Origin of the sequence: Rosenbergiella gaditana, assembly GCF_018494065.1 — a bacterium.
Lineage (GTDB): Bacteria > Pseudomonadota > Gammaproteobacteria > Enterobacterales > Enterobacteriaceae > Rosenbergiella > Rosenbergiella gaditana.
The window spans coordinates 65,516-83,810 of record NZ_JABBFR010000005.1 but is presented as its reverse complement, the minus strand read 5'-3'; the positions used below and the strand labels follow the sequence as shown (position 1 = coordinate 83,810).

Here is an 18,295-nt window from a genome sequence, read left to right as displayed (position 1 = left end):
ATTATTCTCAAAATCACTACAAAGAGAATGAGAGTCATTCTTAGTTAAATAGAGTAGATGCATTAATGTCAGTTCCGCTTGCCACCGAACATCTCTGCGCCGGTTATGATAAACATCAGGTCATTCATGATGTTACGCTCACTATTCCCGCACAAAAAACCACCATTATTGTCGGTGCCAACGGCTCTGGAAAATCGACGTTGCTGCATACCCTCGCTCGCCTCAATCCGATTCAGTCTGGAAAGGTTTTTCTTGAGGGGACGGATTTATCGCAACGTAAACGCCGAGATGTTGCCAAGAGAATGAGTTTTTTAGCGCAATCCTCGCCAATCCCTGACAATATTAGCGTGTCAGCCTTAGTGGCCCGCGGGCGTTACCCATGGCAAAGTCTGCTTTACCAATGGTCGCAACAGGATGAAAACGCAGTGAATGAGGCGTTACAGGTGACAGGTTTAATCGCCTTTAAGGATCATCCTGTCGCAACACTTTCCGGTGGACAACGCCAGCGTTGCTGGATTGCGATGACACTCGCACAACAAACGCCTATTCTGCTGTTGGATGAGCCGACCACCTATCTCGATTTACGCTATCAAGTCGATATTCTGACCCTGTTGCAAACACTCACTCAGCAACATAATAAAACTGTCGTCATGGTACTGCATGACCTCAATTTTGCCCTGCATTTTGCGGATAAACTCTTATTCGTTAAAGACGGCAAGGTCATCGCACAACTTGATGATGCCAACGACTGTTCCGCCGCGTTGATCGAAGAAACCTTTGGTGTGCGAACCCATTTGGTCACTGATCCTCACACCCATAAGCCAATCGTCGTTCCCCATTGGTCAGCCGATGAAAGCTAAATCGTTGCCCTTACCTTGGGTAGGTGTCACTTTACTTCTATTGATGACCTTATTGGTGTTGGCCGAATTAAGCTTTGGGTCTGTAAAATTTTCTTTAGACATGATCCTACATGCGGTATTCGATTTTCAGCCTACGGTATTCAGTGATCGTATTATTGTTGATATTCGCCTATTACATGTGGTGGTCGCCGTGGTGGTGGGTGCCTGTTTAGCGATGGCCGGGCACTTATTACAGACGATTATTGGTAATCCCTTGGGTGAACCCCATATTTTTGGACTTAATGCAGGGGCATCACTGACCGTCGTCGCCTGCAGTGCCATGGGCAATGCACTATTACTTTCTCCTTTTTTACGTCCGTTGATTGCGGCAATCGGCGGCGGAACACTCTTTAGCCTAGTGTTATTAGCCTCCTTCCTCGGTCAACGAGGCTTGGCGATCGTGACCACCACACTCTGTGGTATTACAATCTCTGCCTTTGCCGCCTCCCTGACCTCACTACTCTTGCTATTTGATGAGCAGACGTTGCAATCTACCCTTCTCTGGCTGAATGGGGATATTTCCGGCTTGAGTTGGCCCGCGGTTTACGCCATTTTGCCCCCCTTTACGCTAGCCCTGATTGTCGCGCTAGTGGTTTCCCCAGCGCTCTCAGTGCTGAGTCTGGGCGAACAGGTCGCCGAGGGACTCGGGGTTCAAGTGCTACGTGCTCGCATCATGGGACTTTGCGCTATTGCGCTGTTCTGCGGCATAGCGGTTTCATTGGCCGGTCCGATTGGTTTTATCGGCTTAATTGTCCCGAATATCGTGCGACAGCTTATCACCGTCCGGGCGCGAAGTGCCTTATGGGTGAATGGACTGATGGGCGCTGTACTGTTGTTGGCGGCGGATCTCTGTGCGCAACATCTCCTTGAGAGCCAATCCTTGGCAACCGGGACGGTAACAGCACTGCTTGGCGCGCCGGTTTTTGTGTTCTTAGCGGTAAGGTACTTTCGATGAGAGCCTTTTTTACGCGTCTGGCAGTAAAACCTCTGCGCTGGCGAGGAAGGAGCATACTGCTCTCCCCTCACGCCCTATTGGTTGGCGGTTTAATCGCTATGGTGATTGTGCTGATCTTTATTTTCTCCCTAACTCAGGGAGAGCTTCCGTTGACGCTGAGTGAGGTCTATCACCAGCTCACCCATGCGCAAGACCCTGCATCGCTCGCCCAGACGATATTTTGGCAAATGCGCCTACCGCGCAGCGTGATAGCGATCATTGCCGGAGGCGTCCTTGGCGCAGCAGGAGCGGTGATGCAATCCACCACACGTAACGGCCTTGCCGATCCATCGCTACTGGGGATCAAAGAGGCGGCCTGCTTAGTGGTCTGGATCGAACTACTGTTTTTCCCGACGCTCTCACCCGTTTGGCGCCCCATCTCTGCAATGATTGCCGGCTTGCTGGTCACTGGTGCGGTCATGCAGCTTGCCAAAGGGGCCTCCACGTCAAAGTTTATCTTGATTGGTATCGGCATCAGTTGGGGACTCAATGCACTACTCGGTGTGATCCTCACCACCCTCGATCCGAAACAGGCTCAACAATTAATGCTGTGGATGGCCGGTAGCCTCCAACAAGCCACACTCGGCACGGCGCAGTTTATGCTGGTTATCGCACTACCTCTTTTTGCGTTGCTACTCTATACCTGTCGCGCCAGTAATATTCTTCAGCTTGGCAACGCGACAGCAACCTCCCTTGGGGTCAATCCCTTACCACTGAATAGGCTACGCGTCGTCTGTGCCGTTATTTTAACCGCGCTAACGGTGTCAACCGTCGGTAGCATTGGTTTTATTGGCTTAATGGCTCCTCATATTACCCGACGTATTGTGAGAGGGGGGCAAAGCTATTTGTTGTGTGGCAGTGCCTTAGTCGGCGCCCTATTATTGCTGTTAGCCGATAGTTGTGGACGCTTAGCGTTTGCGCTCACTCAAATTCCAGCGGGTGTCGTCGTCGCATTACTCGGCGGTCCATTCTTATTAATTTTATTATGGAAACGCGCCACTCGCCTTTAATCACCAGGAGTTCACGATGCGCTTATTGATTTTACTCTTAGGGTTTTGTTTTAGTGTCGTCTCATCGGCGGCCTCACCCCAAACACGCCATTTTGTGGATGATGCGCACCGCGATGTGGTGATCCCGCAACAGCCTTTGCGTATTGTCTCTCTGCATGACTTAGATATTACGATTCCTTTGCTTGAGTTAGGGGTAATGCCCGTCGGCAGCCACGGTCGGTTATCTGCGCAAGGTAAACCTTATTTACGATCAGCGAAACGCTTAACCGGTCTCGATTTTGATAACACTCATATTCACTATTTAGGGACTGCGGAGATTAATCTCGAGAAGATCGCGGCATTGCATCCGGACCTAATTATTACCGAACCAAGCCGCACGACAGACCTTCAACAGTTACAGAAAATTGCGCCGACCGTCAGTATCGATAATCGCCAAGGGGGGCCAGTTAGGCTTTATCAACGTTTAGCCGATCTTACGCATACCCAACCGAAATATCAGCAACTAGTGAGCCGCTATCATGCGGAAATTCTGGAATTAGAGCGTTTACGCCATGGCCGTACAGTGACCGTTTCAGTATTACAAGCGAACAATGGTAAGGTAAATATCCTGCACACTTATCATGCCCTAGGCCAAGTGTTACGCGATGCTGGGTTTACCTTTCCGAAACTTATCGACCAATTACCCGAAGAGGGGCGTGCAAACTTGAATGCTGAACAGTTACCGGCGCTGGATGCCGATATCGTCTTCGATACCTGGCGAGGTGATGGTGACTTAACGGCTCAGGATGAGCGCAAAGCCATGGATGCGGTACTACCGGGCTGGTGCCAATTTATGCAAGCCTGTCAACGAGGGCATTGGGTTATGGTGTCACGCGAGGATGCGATCGTGAACAGTTTTGCCTCGCTCTCAAAAATGGCCGCCGTGGTAGAGACCAGTTTAGCGGGAGTAATCTTGCCCCCGACCAATCATTAAGGGAATGCTATTTCCATGCGACATGACCTGTTTTCCGAACGCTTGCGCGCACGTATTGATGGCCTCTCTTTGGGGCTACAGCAGGTGCTGCTTTATATTGACCAACACCGCGCATTAGTCATTGAGAGCACGGCGTTAGAGATTGCCGCGGCGACTCACACCTCCGATGCGACCGTCGTTCGAGCCATTCAAGCCATCGGCTTCAGCGGCTTACGGGAATTAAAATCGGTACTTGAGCAGTGGTTTGACCCGCCTTTAAACTCAGCCGATAAAATGGACAGTACCTTGAGCCATCTGGCGGAAGATGTAAACCAATCTATCGATTATGTGGTAGAGGGTCATCTCAATGCCGCCCAAGCGCTAAGTGGCAGTGAGAATCGTCAAGCCATTGCCCAGGCGGTTTCATTGTTAGTGAATGCCCGTCAGTTAGCGATCTTTGGGATTAATGCCTCAGGGATCTTAGCTGAATATGCTGCCCGCCTCTTTCATCGAAATGGGTTGCCCGCACTCCCGCTGAACCGCTCTGGGATAGGCTTGGCTGAACAGTTACTCTCCCTTCAACGTGGTGACGTACTGATCATGATGGCGCAAAAATCCGCGCATCGTGAAGGAATGACTACGCTACGCGAAGCGAAGCGCTTAGGTGTCCCTGTCATTTTATTGACTAACGCAAAAGAGTCTACATTTGTGCAGCAGGCTGATGTGGTGATTGACGTGCCACGGGGGACAGTACAAGGCAATATGCCGTTACACGGCCCTGTTCTGGCTTGCCTTGAAATCTTGGTGGTCGCCACTGCCGCCTCGATGTCACAACGCGCAGTCAAATCGATGAAAAGACTGCAAGAATTACACCGAGGACTTAAAAATACCTCGTCAAAGAAATAGGGCGATTCCTAGCAAATAAGCCATACGGTTTTGAGGGCTGAACTATACTCAAGCTTTCTCTTTAATAATAATAATGCTTCATCAGGGATAAGTAATGCCTAAACCACCCACGTCTAGCGACGAAAAAATCGTTTCTTCGGATACGATTAAACAACGACTGTTCTTTATTGTACTGGTAGCCACCATGGGTGCACTCGCCTTTGGCTATGACACTGGGATTATCTCCGGCGCGTTACCCTTTATGACGCAACCCCTCGATCAGGGTGGACTCAACCTTACCCCCTTCACCGAAGGGCTAGTAACGTCGGCGTTGATCTTTGGTGCCGCAATCGGAGCCTTTATCAGCGGCTTCGTTTCCGACCGTTTCGGCCGACGCGTTACCTTACGAACCTTGGCGCTAATTTTCGTCTTGGGCGCATTGGGTACCACGCTTGCGCCTGATGTTCACATCATGGTCGTAATGCGATTTTTACTGGGGATTGCCGTGGGCGGTGGCTCATCCACCGTACCGGTCTTTATTGCTGAAATTGCCGGGCCCCGCCACCGTGCGCCATTGGTCAGCCGTAATGAGCTGATGATCGTCGCAGGACAATTGACCGCTTATATCGTCAGCGCCTTAATGAGCGTGTTATTACATGATAACCATCTGTGGCGTTATATGTTGGCATTAGCCACTATTCCCGGTTTATTACTTTTTGTCGGGACCTTCTTCGTCCCCGGCTCCCCGCACTGGTTAGTGGCCGAAGGTCGATTACGAGAAGCCGTCCGCATCATGCGCAAGCTACGTCGCTCGCGCAAGGAAGTCCGTAAAGAGATCAACCAAATGCGTGAACAAGCTAAAGCGTCACGCGAAGGGCCGTCGACTAAAGAGTTATTAAAGGAACGCTGGGTCGTACGTCTGCTATTACTCGGTATTGGTGTGGGAGCTGTGGCGCAATTTACCGGGGTTAACGCTTTTATGTACTACACCCCGATTATTTTAAAGACCACGGGGATGGGCACCAATGCCTCGCTGACCGCCACCATTGGTAATGGTGTCGTCGCAGTCATTGCAGCCTTAATCGCATTGAAAGCCGTCTCCCATGTCAAACGCCGTTCAATGCTGATTTTTGGCTTAGCCGCAGTGATCTTGATGCAGGTAGCCTTAGGCTCAGTATTAATCTTCTTACCGAAAGATCTGACACAAAGCTATTTAGCCTTAGCTTGCATCCTTCTCTTCTTGTTCTTTATGCAGATGTGCGTTGCGCCGATTTATTGGCTGTTAATGTCTGAGCTTTTCCCAATGAAGCTACGCGGTGCATTGACGGGCATAGCGGTAGCTTGCCAATGGGTGTGTAATGCGGCGGTAGCCTTTGCCTTCCCACCGATGTTATCGGCAATGGGTAACCAGACGTTCTATGTCTTTGCCGCGGTGAACCTCGTATCGCTTATTTTCATTTGCTGTTGTTTACCTGAAACAAAAGATAAATCTTTGGAAGAGATCGAAGTCATGATGCGCAAGCGTTACAGTAAGGAAGATGCTGTCCCCTCCACCATTAAAAGTGCCTAATGCAGAAAACGCCCAGCTTTGGGCGTTTTATTGCCATATTTTTGACATATTTTTCTGTTGTACTCTCTCTGATCCATGACAAGTGAGGTGTACCATGCAACGTCTCTGTGCTTACCTACTCTCTGCGAAGTATCCAAAATATATAAAACGTGTGGCATTTCGTCTTGCCCTATGGCACGCACACACACATCGCTGAGCTTTCTCAGGGGGGGAAACCCCCTTAATTTCCCCAGCTAGCTTTTCTCAATAACCTCATCTACCCCACCCATTAGGCTTAATCCCTATCAATTTTCGCTGTTAACTTGACAGAATAGCGATCTAGGTCACATATTTTAAGAGGCCTTACCTTTTTATCTCACACAGGAGCGCACGATGAAGATGACTTCTCCTTCGCAGTTTTCTCGACGCAACTTCTGCCAATTATTACTTGCAGCCTCGACCATGCCGTTAAGCAGCTATGCGCAATCTCAGTCAGCATCTCCCCACGTTGCTATCCAGCCACTCTCTTTAACGAAAGTGGTGAATGGTGTGCCGAACGATAAATTACCGTTACTGATTTATCAGCAAGCCGTTCCCGCTTCGGTTTCACGTGCTGACGATTATCTGAGCGAGCTTTTCGCTAAGAATGGCTGGCCGGTACAGTGGCGCTACCAAATATTTCCCTTTACCCACTATCACTCCAACACCCATGAGCTGTTAGGGGTTAGTCAAGGCAATGCCAAGGTTCAACTCGGGGGCGAGACCGGGCCGACAGTCACGGTCAAACAAGGTGATGTGATTCTGATCCCAGCAGGCGTCGGCCATAAACAGCTATCCGCCAGCGACGACTTCCAAGTGCTTGGGGCCTACCCCAAAGGCTTAAGCCCAGACCTTTATCATGATGACCCCAGTAAATTGGCCGAAGCCCAACAGCATATTGCCACTATCACTATGCCAACCACTGATCCGGTGACCGGCAAACAAGGTGGAATTTTAACGCTCTGGAAAGCTTAATTTTTGGTTCACTACTGGAACCGATACCATTATAATGAGGATACTATGTTTGCTAAAAAACTAACCTGTCTTGCAACGCTTCTTCTCGCGGCAACAGTGGGCAGCCACACTGCGCTGGCTGCAACGCCGTCGTCTGCGTCAACCGTCCATAATATTGGTATTGTGGGGGCAGGTAATATGGGAGAGACCCTAGGAAAACTTTGGGCCGATGCGGGTTATCATGTGATGCTCGCGTCACGCCACCCCGATAGTTTACGCTCAACTGCCAACGAAATCGGTCATGGAACGCAAGTGGGGACAGCAGAGCAAGCCAGCCAATTTGGCGATGTCGTGGTGATAGCAGTGCCCTATGGTGCACTCCCCCAACTTGGTCAAGGCCTTCATCAGCAACTTGCCGGTAAAACCGTCATTGATGTTAGCAATCCTTATCCGGGGCGCGACGGTGCAACGGCGGCAAAAGCCCTCAGTCTTGGCAGTGGCAAGGCGTCAGCACAATACTTGTCGGGGGCACACGTGGTTCGCGCCTTTAACTCCTTGGCGGCCACCGCGATTGCCTCGAATGCTCACCACTCACCGCTGATCGCTATCCCTTATGCCGGCGATAACTCGAAAGCGCTGGCACAGGCGAAAGTCCTGATCCAACAGGCGGGTTTTGCAGCGGTCAATACCGGCGATTTAGCCACAGCTACCCGTTTCCAACCAGGATCGTCACTGTTCTTGCAGGTGTTAGATGAGCAAGCGCTGCGCGCTCAGCTGGCCGACGAACGGTAAATGACGATGACTGACCACTCTACGTCGCCGTTACTCGGGCGCTTTCAGCGCCTCGTATCGATTAAGCAAGAAGAGCTGGCCCCATTATGTTGGGGCTGGTTATATATTTTCTCGCTGCTGTGCGCCTACTATATTTTGCGTCCGATCCGCGATACGGTCAGCACCCTTACGGGCGCTCATTCACTGCCTTGGTTGTTTACGGCCGTGTTGGTCACCATGCTGCTGTTACAGTGGCCTTATAACAGGCTCTCTCAGCGGTTACCTCGAGAGCGGTTTATCAGCTATAGCTACCAAGCCTGTGCCGTCATTCTCTGTGGATTCGCATTCGGTTTTGCTCGTACCGGCGGACTGCACGATCTGTTCTTGGGCCGCGCCTTTTTTATCTGGGTTTCGGTATTTAATCTGTTTGCTGTGTCTGTCTTCTGGGCACTGATCGTCGATATTTTTGATAGTGAGCGGGGAAAACGGCTGTTTGGGTTATTAGCGGCCGCCGCCACGCTCGGTGCAATTGGCGGTTCTGGCTTAATCAGTTTAGTCGCCAATCATCTCTCTACCCCAGTGCTGCTGGTGATCGCCGTAGGACTTATCCAAGTGTCGGTCTTTAGCGCCAGACGCTTATCACGCTGTGGTCGTCAATTGTCGCACCATTCGACTGAAGGCAAGCCTCGCCAACCTTCGGGTGGCGGGTTAACGCCATTGTTGATCGGTATTCGTCAGACGATAGCCTCCCCCTATTTATTAGGTATTTGCGGCTATATCCTCTTTTATTCAGTGACCTCAACCCTACTCTATTTTCAGCAAGCCGCTATCGTGCAACACGCCTTTACCCAACCCGCACAACGCACAACCTTTTTCGCCAATGTTGATCTGGCGATTAACCTCTTAACCCTGATTTGCCAGTTAACGGCTAGCGGTAAAATACTCTCGCGATGGGGTGTGGCAGTGAGTTTAACGCTGCTGCCGTTGGTCAGTGTTGTGGGTTTTGGTTGGTTGGGTGCAGCACCAAGCTTATCGGTGCTGGTCGGCTTTACCATTGTGCGACGGGCAATTAATTTTGCGCTGGCGCGTCCCAGTCGAGAAATCTTATTCACCGTGGTGCCCACCTCAGAGAAATATCACGCTAAGGTGTTTATCGATACCTTAGTCTATCGTGTGGGCGATCAAGTTGGGGCATGGAGTTATCAAGCCGTAGGCCTGCTGGGTGTTGCCGCCCTGCCCTTGACGCTATTTAGTATGCTATTAGCAGCAGGCTGGGCAGGATTGAGCTTAGCCTTGGGACGCGCACAGCGGCGTAAGGCCCGTGAACTGCCCCAAGAGCCACCCTCCTCCTCTTCGCGGCAGTGAGTTAACTAAAATGAGCATTCACCCTAGGCCTAATGGATTAGCCACAAAGATACCCGAGGCTTAGCAGCACAATCCTATTGAGAAAGACAATCCGTGGATAAGGCACGCTCAGTCGGTAATAGGTGTCCAGCTCAGCCTCTTTAAAATATTTTTGTAAAAACCTTAAGAATAGCGGTGAAAAAAGGGATAAGGTCTTAAACACTTGAGATAGTCTGGTAAGTGTCGTAAAAATAACCTTCTATTCTTGATTAGGGTTGGAGTTATTATGGTGCCTCGTTTAGAAACTGCTCGTCTTGTTCTCGCCCCCTTGACCCTAGAAGATGCACCACAAATTCAACAGGCTTTCCCACGTTGGGAGATTGTAAAATACCTGACGCGTAAAGTGCCTTGGCCCTATCCCGCCAATGGCGCTGAAATTTTTTGTGCCATGACTCTGAACGCTATGCAACAAGGGACGGAATGGGTATGGACGATACGACCTCAATCTAACGTCTCGCAATTTATCGGCCTTATCCGCCTCGCTCTAGAAGTGGACAATAACCGAGGATTTTGGTTAGTGCCGGAATCGCAAGGTCAAGGCTATATGCGCGAAGCGTGCCACGCCACGACGGAATTTTGGTTCAATCAATTACAGCAACCCGTTTTGCGGGCCCCAAAAGCCAAAGAGAACCATCGTTCACAAAAAATTTCAGAGCAGAGTGGTATGCGAATGATCCGTGAGGGGATCGGGGAATACCATATTGGGGATGTCCCTTCGACTTTATGGGAGATTACCCGCGAAGAGTGGAATGGGCGTAAGGTCTTGCTAACTAATTAATTTTGTTCTGATTCGAACAAAGTACTGAGGAAATACCCAATTATTTTATTCAAACAATGGTGGTGACTCCAACTTATTGATAGTGTTTTATTGTCATATAGTGGCCAATAACCTTGTTATGCAGTTCCACTGATTTGGAGAGTGACAGTGTTTTTCGCCGAGGATGGACTTATGTTAAATCTAACCTGAACCTCTTTCTGGATGATTTTTATGACGAACAGAATCCTAGCCCATTGCCATTGCAAATCAGTTATTTTTTCAGTTGAGTTATCGAATGGATTTGAAACGATTAGACGGTGTAATTGTTCTTTTTGCCGGATGAGAGGAGCAGTTGCTGTATCTGCTGAATTATCTGGGATTGAAGTCATGAGTGGGCGAGAGTTTTTAACTGAATATCGCTTTAATTCAAAGCAAGCTGTCCATTATTTTTGCAGTAAATGTGGGATTTATACATTCCATCAGCGGCGATCAAACCCTAATCAATATGGTGTTAATATTGCTTGCTTAGAGGGTGTGTCTCCATTTGATTTTAAAAAAATTGAGGTTATGGATGGGGTTCATCATCCAAAGGATGGTGGAGGTGGTGTTATTGGCGTTCTTACCTACCAACCAGTTGATTCGTAAAACAGCCTGATGTTAAATCAGATTGATTATCAGCTCACCAATGTTTATTATGTGTATACAAACGTACCTACATGGAGCTATGTATGGCAACAATGAATATTCGTATTGATGATGATCTAAAGGCTCGCTCTGGAGCGGCTCTGGATGCTTTGGGTGTAACAGCATCAGAAGCTGTTCGTCTCGTTCTTGAATATGTCGCACAAAATAACCGATTACCAGTTCAAGTCGCATTACTGGCTGATGAGGATGCAGATATCATTGAATTAGCCCGTGCTCGTCTGGCTTCCCCAGCAAAACGGATACGTGTGAAGCTTGATGAGCTATGAAATTGAATTCTATGAAGCGGCTTTAAACGAATGGAAGCGCCTAGATGCTGGTATTCGTGAGCAGCTAAAAAAGAAATTATCTAAATTGGTTGAAGAACCACATAGACCAGCCAGTCGTCTTCGTAGTCTTGAAGGCTGTTATAAAATTAAGCTGAGATCAGCAGGAATCCGCTTGGTTTATAAGGTCGAGGATGGTGAGTTAATTATTTTGGTTATCGCTGTTGGCAAGCGAGATAAGAATGCTGTTTATGATACAGCATTAGAGCGTTTATCTGATGACTAGAAGCCCGCAGTAGCGGGCTTATTCTTATGTCAAGGCTCAGTAGAAATGTCGGTGATGTATCCAATTAGTTGAATCGATATATAATCATCGCTTTGAGGTTTTCTCATGGCCAGCGTTAGTGTTCATTGTCCCCGTTGTCAGTCTGCTCAGGTTTACCGTCATGGGCAGAACCCTAAAGGCCGTGACCGGTTTCGCTGTCGTGAGTGCCACCGCGTGTTTCTGCTCACCTATACTTATCAAGCCCGCAAGGACGCTAAAAATAGGCATTAACACCGTCATCCGCACCTTAAAAAACTCGCCCCGAAGCGAATAACTTCCTCTCCGGTCGCTCATGCAGATGTGGCGCTTATTTGCGAACTCGATGAGCAATGGAGCTTTGTCGGCAGTAAAGCCCGGCAGCACTGGCTTTGGTACGCATACAATACCAAAACAGGCGGCATTCTGGCTTATACATTCGGACCACGGACGGATGATACCTGTCGTGAACTACTGGCCCTGCTCACTCCGTTTAATATCGGCATGGTAACAAGTGATGACTGGGGAAGTTATGCCAGAGAAGTACCAAAGGAGAAGCATCTAACAGGCAAAATATTCACTCAGCGTAGTGAGCGTAACAATCTGACGCTAAGAACCCGCATCAAGCGTTTAGCCCGAAAAACAATCTGCTTCTCACGCACAATAGAGCGACATGAAAAAGTCATCGGGGCCTTCATTGAAAAATATATGTTCTACTAATTGGAGTCATTACCCATTCTTACATCTCAGTAAAAGGGGGTATAGAGCTGGCTCGAGAAAAGACAGTCAGTGCCAAGCTCCGCCTAGTAAATAAGTGGCTTATAGTATCATACCCATATTTCAAAATAGTCTTACGCAAATCCCCCAATCGTCCTCCAGACAGTCGTCCACGATAGAGCAGTGCCCTTGTGGGATAAGCCCAAAATGGTAAAAGTAGTGACGCTGGACTTGTTACGCCCCTGCTTCTGACCACTGAATGCAGGGAAAGTGACACTCCCACAACAGGTCAGCAACGACATCAACTTACCGTTTAGGAAGAGGAAGCTTGAGCGTTATAGCGATCGCACCAGGGATTATGGGGCTAACCAAAAGAGACAGTTTGCCTCGACTAATAAGACCACTCCCCTACATGCGTTATTGGCAATCTCGCTGAAACATACCGTCAATGATCGCTGACCAACCCTGCTATCGTTAACGTGATTGAATAATGGTTAATCAGCGTGCTCCCGTTATTTCAACTGGTCACTCAGTTTTTTCGAATCATAATAATCGCCCTGATAGGTAATCTTGCCCTGTGACACCTTAATAAAACTTACGCCATCAAAATGGATCTTTTTATGTGTGGCAGGAGTACCGGCCCAAGCCCCATCGTTCGTCCCAGTAAAACGCCATTGGAAAGCGATAGTATCGCCGTTATAGACCGGTTTGCTGGTCATCACCCAGTGTAAATCGGGCACGGCATCAACAAAGGCTTTCACCACCTGTTGCGTGGCCTGTTGCTTACCGATGACAGGTTCACCTACCGAGGCATCGTAATAACTGACTTTTTCCGCAAAAAAAGTCCCCGCTTTAGTGCTGTCGTGCTGATTCCACGCCTGCATATATTGCGTAACTACTGTCAGCGGCGTGGTTTGTGCATAGCTTAATCCGCTCGCTAGGCAGAGTGTTAGCAGAGAGTAGGTGCCGAATTGACCCATTAGAACCTCGCTTATTCTTGCTCTAGATCGATCATCACATGTTTCACACGGGTATATTCCTCAAGCGCATAAGCGGAGAGATCTTTACCATAGCCTGATTTTTTAAAGCCACCGTGCGGCATCTCCGCACACAGCGGAATATGGTTATTGACCCAGACGGTGCCAAAATCGAGATCGCGCGTCAGTCGATGCGCCTTTGCTACCGAGCCGGTCCACACACTGGCCGCTAATCCATATTCCACATCATTGGCTTTGGCAAGCGCATCGGCCTCATCCTCAAAGGGCTGTAAGGTCATCACTGGGCCAAACACTTCTTGTTGAATTGCTTCATCATCCTGCTTTAACCCAGAGATTATGGTCGCGGGGAAATAAAACCCTTCCCCTTGTGCCGCGCTGCCACCAATTTCAACTTTGGCGTGGGCGGGTAACCGTTGCATAAAGCCTTCGACTTGTGCCAGCTGATTGGCGCTATTCAGCGCACCAAATAACGCGTCGGTATCGTCAGGCTTTCCAAAACGGATCTGTTGGGTCTTGGCGACTAACTGCTGCAAGAAGGTTGGATAGATCGAGGCCTCGACTAAAATACGTGTCGCCGCGGTGCAGTCCTGCCCCGCATTAAAAAAGCCGGCAGTAGTAATACCTTCAATGGCCTTCTCAATATTTGCATCGGCGAAAACGATGGCTGGGGCTTTTCCGCCCAATTCTAAATGGGCTTTGGTCAGATTTGCTGCAGCCGAGGTGGCGACCTGAATACCGGCGCGTACTGACCCGGTGATAGAGACCAGCGAAGCATTAGGGTTAGACACCACCAGCGATCCGGTTTCCGCTTGCCCTAAGATCACATTAAAGGCACCTTTAGGGAAAAAGTCTACTGCGAGCTCAGCCAGTAATAAAGTGCTCATTGGCGTGGTATCACTCGGTTTGAGTACCACGGTATTACCTGCCGCCAAAGCTGGCGCTATCTTCCAAATCGCCATCATAAACGGATAATTCCAAGGGGTGACTTGACCGACAATCCCTAAAGGTTCGCGACGAATACTGGAGGTAAAACCGTCCATATATTCATAGCTGGCACGCCCCTCTAAATGACGTGCGGCACCGGCAAAGAAACGCAATGCATCACAGGAGGCAGCGACCTCTTCCTTCTCTATAAAGTGTTTCAATTGCCCGGTTTCTCGGCATTGCAGATCGACAAAGCGTTGCGTATTGGCCTCAACCGCGTCTGCCAGCTGGAGCAGAGCTTTTTGCCTTTGGGAGGGCGTGGATCGTCGCCATTGCTTAAAGGCGCGAGTGGCGGCTTGATAAGCGAGCGTCACCTCAGTGGCTTTCCCTTTCGGGCTCTGGGCATAGCATGTGCCATCGACTGGGCTAATTAAATCAAAGTAGTCCGTTGACGCCGTATCAAAGTATTGACCATCAATAAAATGTTTCAGTCGTTGCATCGTTTTATCCTTGATTAGTTCACTAAAAACCTAAGAAAAATGCGTTCGCCTCGGTTTCTATCTCTGGGGGTGGCGGAGCGCTTTGAAAAATATCGTGGGTGTGGTAAGACTGTTTTCCTTATGGATAACCGGTGAAAGCATAACGATGATGACGCATGCGATAATATTCGCGCCAATCGGACAGGCAAGTAGAGCGGAACAAATTGTCACCCGCCTTGCGAATGCCATCATGACAGGGCTGTTGCAGGCTCATGAACAGCTGCCCAATGAGGCGGAATTGGCCAAAATGCTCGGTGTTTCGCATATCACCGTACGCGAGGCGTTGAACACCCTGCGCGCTAAAGAGCTGATTTACACCAGCCGAGGCCGCCACGGTGGCAGTTTTATCTGTGACAATATTGAAAGTCGTGCCCATAATTACCATCCTCTCAATTTATTGAGCAGTGATTATTTGCTTGATCTCGGTGAGATGCACTGCGCCATACTGGCGCACAGTGCGCAACTCGCCGCCAAACGCATGAGCCAAAGCGAACAACTCACCTTTTCATCCTTTATTGACGATTTTCAGCAAGCCACTAGCGCGGAGTCGCGCGCTCAAGCGGATATGCGCTGTTTACTCTTTTTATCCGCCAGTTCACAATCGGCACGCTTAGCCAATAGCGAGTTAACGTTACAAACTGAGTGGGCCTCGTTTATTGCCCTGCTTTATGGTGATGACTCATTGCATCAGCAATGTGTGCAACACTATCGAGAAATCATGGAAGCCATATCTCAACAATGTACTGAAACTGCTGCAAAAGCGGTCAGTGACCTTATTCTATTTTTAGCTGAACAGCTTGTTGACTGTAAGCTCAACACCAATGCCTCAATGTCAGGGAGAATGTCATAAGTGAACTCATCCGCCTCGCTACAAGCGGTCATCGCGCCACTTGAACACCTATTTTCGCAGTGCTCACACTCGAGCCAGCAGTTAGCTCAGCAACTCACTCAATTACTCACCCCACTGGTGAGTGCCGCCGCCCCTGCTGAGCTGGCATCCAATGCCTTTCCGAAAACGACGATTGAGAACCTTATTAATCGTACACTCTCTGATAGCAGCTTCTGTTCTGGCGCAGGCTTTGCCTATCACGCTGATGCCCCGTTAAATCCTCAGGCGAAATGGTCGCTGTATTGGATTTATAAGGATGCGAGTCATGACACTGCGCTCGAACTTACACCTTTGACACATCAGCACCTCGATTTTCGAACCTTTGAGTGGTTTCTGAAAACGAAATCCCTAAAAGGCCCCTACTTCCACGGTCCCTATGTCGACTACATCTGTAATACGTCGTACACCATGACCTCTGCCGCCCCAATTTTTATTCAAGAGTGCTTTTATGGGGTCGCCGCCGTTGATATTTTGGTAAGTCGGATCGAGGATGAAATATTAAAATTTCTCCCTCAGCCTCGGCTAAAAATGGTCTTAACCAATGCCTTTGGTCGGATCATTTTTTCGACTCTCTCAGGCTATCGCGTTGGCGATATCTTACGAAGTGATGCGCTGGCGGTTGCCCACCAGCACCCTCTTTTTTCGCTCTACTTACCTGCGTAACGCGTCTTGACTGCGCATCGCTCTTAATGCGTTAGCATGTTCAATCGCATCATTCTCGGGTGCGCTTGATTTACCGTAAGGGCGTTGGATAAGCATATAAAGTAAGCCAATCACCAACACTACTGCCAAGCCAATCAGTACGGTCCATTTATCAATGAAATTCGGGCTATCCGCCGGTTGGGCCAGTAAATAGATTCCAACAATCCCATAGGCTAAAGCGAGTACATTAGTGACGAGACCGAAAGCGCCAATATGCCACTCTCCAGCGGGTCTCCAGCCTTTTAACCGTTGGCGTAGTGCAGCCAACACCACCATTTGAAATGAAAGATAAATTCCAATCACCGCAAAAGCGGTTATCCGCGCAAGGTTATCGGGTTGGAAATAGACCCAGATACAGAAGATAACGGGCAATAAGCAGCTAATGATCATCGCATTATCGGGAACATTATGAGTCGAGATCTTCGCCATCCAACGGCTTCCAGGTAACATTTGGTCACGAGAGAAAGAGAAAATCAGGCGGCTAAGCGCAGCTTGTAAGGAGAGTATGCAAGAGAGCATGGCAACAACCGCAATCACAATAAATACTTTCGCGCCGACTGGCCCCAAGGCCTCATTGAGAATCGCCGGAATAGGATCACTCACTTTACCGCTGACGATATTGCGTAAATTCGGTGAGGAAAGTAAATAGCCTAATACCGAGATAATGGCCGAGATCGCGCCGAAAACAATACTTAAAATCATCGCGACAGGAATTTTGCGACTGGCATCTTGTACTTCTTCCGCTACATTACCGCAGGCTTCAAAGCCGAAGAACATAAACAGCCCCATCAGTGACGCCGCCATAAAGGCCCCGACGTAGCTTCCGCTACTCGATAAAATCCCCATCGAATCGAAAATCACTGAGAAAGGTTGAGAACGATGAAAAATTAATAGATAGATACCTAGCGCAATCACACTGACAATTTCACACCAGAATCCAATCCTGGCGACTCGGGCGAGATTTTTAGTCCCTGATAGATTTACCCCCATCATAACGGCCAGCAAAATCACCGAGGTCATCAAGAGATGAAGCGGCGTTGCACTAAACGAGACTAAACTTGCCACGAAGGTCGAGGTATATTCAGCAATGGAAGTAATAGTCACGACCAAGGCCCATAAATAGACCCACGCCGCAATCCAGGCATATTTTTTGCCCCATAACCGGCGAGCCCAAGGGTATAATCCACCGGTAATCGGATATTGCGAGGCGACCTCACCAAACACTAAGGCCACTAACAGTTGACCCACGGCCGCAATCACGATCCACCAGATAGCCGGGGGACCCGCCAAGGTAATGGCCAGCGCAAACAGAGAATACACTGCAGTGAGCGGTGAAAGATAAGTAAAGCCTAATGAGAAGTTGGAGATAAGCCCAATAGAACGTTGGAATTGCTCTTTACCCGCTTCCGGTTCCCCTAGTAAGGGGGATTGCGTTGATTTATCCATTGTCGAGTCTCTCGCTGGCACAATACATTCAAAAAAGTGAACTCATTTATAAAACATAAAGGATTGTATTTATAATGATTAAGCTCACAGTTTCCGAAAAATAATTTAAAGAGCCTAAGAAACAATAGGTTATTAGCTATATGTTTTTCTTATTGAAGTCAGAAAGTGATTATTTAGATTAATAACATTGATGGATTAATGGTACGAATGGCGATTAACCAGTGATAACCTTGGAGAGATAATACTAAGACAGACGGCTATTTAGCGCTGGCGAAGCCGTCTTAATACTCATTTCGCCAATTACCGTAATTGGCTGTCTTTACTACCGCGGCGATTGATAGCGCTAGCGGTTGACTGTTGCCTGTCCCGCTCCTGCTGGCAGTTTATGCAGTAAATTACCCCTGGCAACGCCTGCTGACGCGCGAGTGGAATAGGCTCATCGCACTCGACACAAAATTCCGCGCTTTCACCATGATGAAGCTGACTTCTCGCCTGCGCTATCGCATCGTCGACGGTATCATCGATCTGCTTTTGTACTGCGCCATCTTCAACCCATCCCCCTGCCATAGTGCCTCCTCAATCACTCACGCAAACACG

At 48.9% G+C, this 18,295-nt stretch carries 20 protein-coding genes and 2 pseudogenes; 17 read left to right on the top strand and 5 right to left on the bottom strand.

Annotated elements, in window-relative coordinates:
• The first annotated feature begins 65 nt into the window (after positions 1-65).
• The 10 genes from HH682_RS05305 to HH682_RS05260 all read left to right on the top strand — a co-directional run bounded on the left by HH682_RS05305 (position 66) and on the right by HH682_RS05260 (position 10,235).
• Positions 66-860 carry an ABC transporter ATP-binding protein gene (locus HH682_RS05305; protein ID WP_214236564.1) on the top strand — a complete coding sequence of 265 codons (795 nt, stop codon included), beginning with the start codon at positions 66-68 and terminating at the stop codon, positions 858-860.
• Positions 850-1,854 (top strand): FecCD family ABC transporter permease, encoded by a 1,005-nt coding sequence (locus tag HH682_RS05300; RefSeq protein ID WP_214236563.1) that lies wholly within the window; start codon positions 850-852, stop codon positions 1,852-1,854. The genes HH682_RS05305 and HH682_RS05300 overlap by 11 nt, the downstream gene beginning before the upstream one ends.
• Entirely contained in the window at positions 1,851-2,903 is a 1,053-nt protein-coding gene (locus HH682_RS05295; protein WP_214236562.1) for a FecCD family ABC transporter permease, read from the top strand. Before HH682_RS05300 ends, HH682_RS05295 begins: the two co-directional genes overlap by 4 nt.
• 16 nt (positions 2,904-2,919) lie before the next feature.
• Positions 2,920-3,876, top strand: coding sequence for an ABC transporter substrate-binding protein (locus tag HH682_RS05290; protein ID WP_214236561.1), 957 nt, complete (start codon positions 2,920-2,922; stop codon positions 3,874-3,876).
• 15 nt (positions 3,877-3,891) lie between these two features.
• Entirely contained in the window at positions 3,892-4,761 is an 870-nt protein-coding gene (locus HH682_RS05285) for a MurR/RpiR family transcriptional regulator (RefSeq protein WP_214236560.1), read from the top strand.
• A 94-nt stretch (positions 4,762-4,855) separates the two neighbouring features.
• Positions 4,856-6,310: a sugar porter family MFS transporter gene (locus HH682_RS05280; protein ID WP_214236559.1), complete on the top strand. Its 1,455-nt coding sequence runs from the start codon at positions 4,856-4,858 to the stop codon at positions 6,308-6,310.
• Positions 6,311-6,682: 372 nt separating this feature from the next.
• Positions 6,683-7,303, top strand: coding sequence for a cupin domain-containing protein (locus HH682_RS05275; RefSeq protein ID WP_214236558.1), 621 nt, complete (start codon positions 6,683-6,685; stop codon positions 7,301-7,303).
• Positions 7,304-7,348: 45 nt separating this feature from the next.
• A complete protein-coding gene (locus tag HH682_RS05270; RefSeq protein ID WP_214236557.1) occupies positions 7,349-8,074 on the top strand; it encodes an NADPH-dependent F420 reductase in 726 nt (241 codons plus the stop codon).
• Positions 8,075-9,418 carry an NTP/NDP exchange transporter gene (locus HH682_RS05265; protein ID WP_250318566.1) on the top strand — a complete coding sequence of 448 codons (1,344 nt, stop codon included), beginning with the start codon at positions 8,075-8,077 and terminating at the stop codon, positions 9,416-9,418.
• Between the two features lie 265 nt (positions 9,419-9,683).
• On the top strand, positions 9,684-10,235 hold the full coding sequence (locus HH682_RS05260) for a GNAT family N-acetyltransferase (protein ID WP_250318565.1): 552 nt from the start codon (positions 9,684-9,686) through the stop codon (positions 10,233-10,235).
• Between the two features lie 73 nt (positions 10,236-10,308).
• Here the strand turns inward: HH682_RS05260 and HH682_RS05255 are convergent.
• Positions 10,309-10,392: pseudogene (locus HH682_RS05255) on the bottom strand (IS1 family transposase); the annotation flags it as partial.
• Positions 10,393-10,445: 53 nt separating this feature from the next.
• On the opposite strand from HH682_RS05255, the gene HH682_RS05250 reads away from it, so the two are divergent.
• The 5 genes and pseudogenes from HH682_RS05250 to HH682_RS05230 all read left to right on the top strand — a co-directional run bounded on the left by HH682_RS05250 (position 10,446) and on the right by HH682_RS05230 (position 12,659).
• Complete coding sequence (locus HH682_RS05250) at positions 10,446-10,859, top strand: GFA family protein (protein WP_214236556.1); 414 nt, start codon at positions 10,446-10,448, stop codon at positions 10,857-10,859.
• 83 nt (positions 10,860-10,942) lie between these two features.
• Entirely contained in the window at positions 10,943-11,185 is a 243-nt protein-coding gene (locus HH682_RS05245) for a type II toxin-antitoxin system RelB/DinJ family antitoxin (protein WP_214236555.1), read from the top strand.
• Positions 11,175-11,468, top strand: a complete 294-nt coding sequence (locus tag HH682_RS05240) for a type II toxin-antitoxin system RelE family toxin (RefSeq protein ID WP_214236554.1) — start codon at positions 11,175-11,177, stop codon at positions 11,466-11,468. The genes HH682_RS05245 and HH682_RS05240 overlap by 11 nt, the downstream gene beginning before the upstream one ends.
• Positions 11,469-11,573: 105 nt before the next feature.
• A pseudogene (locus HH682_RS05235) lies at positions 11,574-12,203 on the top strand (IS1 family transposase).
• A 267-nt stretch (positions 12,204-12,470) separates the two neighbouring features.
• Complete coding sequence (locus HH682_RS05230) at positions 12,471-12,659, top strand: hypothetical protein (protein WP_214236553.1); 189 nt, start codon at positions 12,471-12,473, stop codon at positions 12,657-12,659.
• 53 nt (positions 12,660-12,712) lie between these two features.
• On the opposite strand, the gene HH682_RS05225 is transcribed toward HH682_RS05230, so the two are convergent.
• Both HH682_RS05225 and HH682_RS05220 read right to left on the bottom strand, forming a co-directional pair.
• Positions 12,713-13,180, bottom strand: coding sequence for an ester cyclase (locus HH682_RS05225; RefSeq protein WP_214236552.1), 468 nt, complete (start codon positions 13,178-13,180; stop codon positions 12,713-12,715).
• An 11-nt stretch (positions 13,181-13,191) separates the two neighbouring features.
• Positions 13,192-14,622 (bottom strand): gamma-aminobutyraldehyde dehydrogenase, encoded by a 1,431-nt coding sequence (locus tag HH682_RS05220; protein ID WP_214236551.1) that lies wholly within the window; start codon positions 14,620-14,622, stop codon positions 13,192-13,194.
• Between the two features lie 145 nt (positions 14,623-14,767).
• Between HH682_RS05220 and HH682_RS05215 the strand changes: the two genes are divergently transcribed.
• On the top strand, positions 14,768-15,511 hold the full coding sequence (locus tag HH682_RS05215) for a FadR/GntR family transcriptional regulator (RefSeq protein ID WP_214236654.1): 744 nt from the start codon (positions 14,768-14,770) through the stop codon (positions 15,509-15,511).
• Complete coding sequence (locus HH682_RS05210; RefSeq protein WP_214236550.1) at positions 15,512-16,213, top strand: cache domain-containing protein; 702 nt, start codon at positions 15,512-15,514, stop codon at positions 16,211-16,213.
• Here the strand turns inward: HH682_RS05210 and HH682_RS05205 are convergent.
• Entirely contained in the window at positions 16,202-17,698 is a 1,497-nt protein-coding gene (locus tag HH682_RS05205; protein WP_214236549.1) for an APC family permease, read from the bottom strand. The genes HH682_RS05210 and HH682_RS05205 overlap by 12 nt on opposite strands.
• A gap of 300 nt (positions 17,699-17,998) precedes the next feature.
• On the bottom strand, positions 17,999-18,265 hold the full coding sequence (locus HH682_RS05200; RefSeq protein WP_214236548.1) for a DksA/TraR family C4-type zinc finger protein: 267 nt from the start codon (positions 18,263-18,265) through the stop codon (positions 17,999-18,001).
• Positions 18,266-18,295: the final 30 nt, after the last annotated feature.

Bases quoted from the DNA above. Each gene is read 5' to 3' on its own strand.
- HH682_RS05305 (WP_214236564.1), top strand. From the start codon at position 66: ATGTCAGTTCCGCTTGCCACCGAACATCTCTGCGCCGGTTATGATAAA.
- HH682_RS05300 (WP_214236563.1), top strand. From the start codon at position 850: ATGAAAGCTAAATCGTTGCCCTTACCTTGGGTAGGTGTCACTTTACTT.
- HH682_RS05295 (WP_214236562.1), top strand. From the start codon at position 1,851: ATGAGAGCCTTTTTTACGCGTCTGGCAGTAAAACCTCTGCGCTGGCGA.
- HH682_RS05290 (WP_214236561.1), top strand. From the start codon at position 2,920: ATGCGCTTATTGATTTTACTCTTAGGGTTTTGTTTTAGTGTCGTCTCA.
- HH682_RS05285 (WP_214236560.1), top strand. From the start codon at position 3,892: ATGCGACATGACCTGTTTTCCGAACGCTTGCGCGCACGTATTGATGGC.
- HH682_RS05280 (WP_214236559.1), top strand. From the start codon at position 4,856: ATGCCTAAACCACCCACGTCTAGCGACGAAAAAATCGTTTCTTCGGAT.
- HH682_RS05275 (WP_214236558.1), top strand. From the start codon at position 6,683: ATGAAGATGACTTCTCCTTCGCAGTTTTCTCGACGCAACTTCTGCCAA.
- HH682_RS05270 (WP_214236557.1), top strand. From the start codon at position 7,349: ATGTTTGCTAAAAAACTAACCTGTCTTGCAACGCTTCTTCTCGCGGCA.
- HH682_RS05265 (WP_250318566.1), top strand. From the start codon at position 8,075: ATGACGATGACTGACCACTCTACGTCGCCGTTACTCGGGCGCTTTCAG.
- HH682_RS05260 (WP_250318565.1), top strand. From the start codon at position 9,684: ATGGTGCCTCGTTTAGAAACTGCTCGTCTTGTTCTCGCCCCCTTGACC.
- HH682_RS05250 (WP_214236556.1), top strand. From the start codon at position 10,446: ATGACGAACAGAATCCTAGCCCATTGCCATTGCAAATCAGTTATTTTT.
- HH682_RS05245 (WP_214236555.1), top strand. From the start codon at position 10,943: ATGGCAACAATGAATATTCGTATTGATGATGATCTAAAGGCTCGCTCT.
- HH682_RS05240 (WP_214236554.1), top strand. From the start codon at position 11,175: ATGAGCTATGAAATTGAATTCTATGAAGCGGCTTTAAACGAATGGAAG.
- HH682_RS05225 (WP_214236552.1), bottom strand. From the start codon at position 13,180: ATGGGTCAATTCGGCACCTACTCTCTGCTAACACTCTGCCTAGCGAGC.
- HH682_RS05220 (WP_214236551.1), bottom strand. From the start codon at position 14,622: ATGCAACGACTGAAACATTTTATTGATGGTCAATACTTTGATACGGCG.
- HH682_RS05215 (WP_214236654.1), top strand. From the start codon at position 14,768: ATGATGACGCATGCGATAATATTCGCGCCAATCGGACAGGCAAGTAGA.
- HH682_RS05205 (WP_214236549.1), bottom strand. From the start codon at position 17,698: ATGGATAAATCAACGCAATCCCCCTTACTAGGGGAACCGGAAGCGGGT.
- HH682_RS05200 (WP_214236548.1), bottom strand. From the start codon at position 18,265: ATGGCAGGGGGATGGGTTGAAGATGGCGCAGTACAAAAGCAGATCGAT.